Annotated in this window: 2 protein-coding genes; both read right to left on the bottom strand. The window is 70.6% G+C overall.

Features of this window, described 5'->3' with window-relative positions; genetic code table 11:
- A partial coding sequence (locus tag HCC78_RS32270) for a hypothetical protein (RefSeq protein WP_172332778.1) occupies positions 1–347 on the bottom strand: 347 nt, incomplete at its 3' end.
- Positions 348–354: 7 nt separating this feature from the next.
- Positions 355–2,043: hypothetical protein (locus tag HCC78_RS32265; RefSeq protein ID WP_172332777.1), on the bottom strand; the 1,689-nt coding region annotated here is incomplete at its 5' end.

Genomic DNA, 2,043 nt, shown 5'->3' with positions numbered 1-2,043 from the left:
GCGCCGCCGCCCGCGCCCCAGATCTCGATCAGCAGCGCGCGCAGTCCGGCCGGGGCCGTGTAGGCGGTCGCCGCTACTGCGCTGGAGAACTCGACCGGCACGCCGGGCAGGTAGCCCGCCCCGTTCGGCGCCAGCGCGGCCACGAGGTTTTCCCAATCGGTGTTCCCGGCGTTCCGCAGCTTGAGGTGCCGGACCGACGTGTCGAGCCACGGCATGTTCGCGAAGAACTCGGGCGGCACGCTGCCGCCGGCCGAAAGCGTGGCCAGCGCCTGCATCGCCGCAGTGAAATAGGCCAGGGCCTCCGCGGGACTGTCCCCGGAGTCCGGCAGGATCGGTGCCTGTGTCATGCTGCTCCTACTGGCAGGCGGTCACGCTGAGGATCGAGGCGGTCACCTCGTCGTCGGTCGTGTCGGTGGTGATCTCCGCCATGAAGCGGAAGGCGCGGGCGCGAAGGTCCGCGGCATGGATCCGGGTGTAGGCCGACCATGCGGGCGTCCCGGACGGGTCGTCGTCGGTCTCGGACACCAGGACCTGGATGTCGCCCGATGCCAGCGCGGTGGCCCAGAAGTCGCCGTCGCCGGTCCAGAAGCCCGCAGCACCGCTCCAGAACAGGTCGGCGCGCCCGGCCGCGGTCATTCCGACCTCCGTCACCAGCCTGACATCTTGCACGCTGCCCAGGTCGATCTGGCCGGCATAGGCATAGGTGGCCGAGGTCTCGCCCTCGGACAGCACCAGCAGGCTGCCGTCGATCTCGCAGCCGGTCTTGGTCCCGGCGAAGGCGGTGGCCTCGGCGATGCTGGCCACCGCCGACTGCCCGAGCAGCGACGGCGCCCTGGTGGAGACGGAAGAAACCGGCCCGGCTATGCCGGTCGAGTCATAGGCCCGCGCCAGGTAGGTGCCGGGCAGCAGCGGCAGCGATGTCTCGGTGGAGGTGCCCGGCACCGCGATTCCGATGCTGCGGCTGTTCGCCCAGCTGGCGCCGCTCTGCAGGTTGGAGTGCCGGAACTCGATCCGGCCGCCCTGGATCACGTCGATGTCGGGATGCTGCAGCCATTTCAGGATGGCCACCTGGCTGGACGGCTGCATGTGCAGGCCGGAAATCGCGGCCGGCGTCGCGCTGAGGCCCTGCACCTGCGCCGCCGCGGCCCAGGCCCATTCGCCGACGATGCCGCCCTCGGTGATGGCCCGGGCGCCGAAGATCCATGCGCCCGGCGTGAAGTCCTGCAGCCTGACGCCCGGTTCCTCGATGTTCTGCGAGTAGCGCGCGTCCTCGGCGGTCTCGCCCGCCTGATACCAGGCGAACTGCCAGTAGCGGATGAAAGGGTTGTCGCTGCTGCTGGCAAGGTCGACATATAGCCGCGCGCCGCCCGTGCGCCCGTCGTAGAGCCCTTCCGCCACCTGCGGCGGCGTGACCTCAGGCGCCTCCAGGCGGCTCGGGAAATTGGAGGCCACGCTGATCAGGCTGCCGGTCTCTTCGCTGGTGGTCTCGTCATAGACCGCGGCGTCGGTCTCGATCAGCGACAGGATCACCGAGGCGCGCACCTCGCCGCCCTCGCCCGGGCCGACCGAGATTTCCCGGCCCACCACCTCGAACGGCTTGGCCGCCCAGCCGCGCCACGGCGCGTCCATCGTCACCGTCTCGCCGAGCCCGACGCTGACCGCCTGCAGGTTGACCGGCGCCACGGCCGATTTCTGCCGGCGGCCCTTGAGCAGTGACAGCTTCTGCAGCCGCTGGCCGCGGTCCTCGTCGGTCTCTCCGGGCAGCTCGCCCAGATCGCGCACCAGTTCCTGCCCGGCGTCCTCAGCCTTGAAGGTGGAGCTCGACATCACCGGCAGGTCGGTCGGCACGAATTCGGCGCTGGCCGGGGCGAACACGCCCTTCACGACGTTGGCCTGGTCCTCGAACTGGCGCTTGGCCTGCGTTTCCATCGTGCCGACGAACATGTCGGGCGTGATGGCGAAGGCCGGGGCCTCGTAGGCGGCGCCGCCGACCGAGAGCAGGCCCTTGTCATGCGCCCACCAGCCGCCCCAGCTGGTGGCCAG

Source organism: Mangrovicoccus sp. HB161399 (assembly GCF_013184745.1).
Classification (GTDB): domain Bacteria; phylum Pseudomonadota; class Alphaproteobacteria; order Rhodobacterales; family Rhodobacteraceae; genus Mangrovicoccus.
Note: the sequence above shows the minus strand (reverse complement) of the source record. Positions and strands in the feature narration are given on the sequence as shown.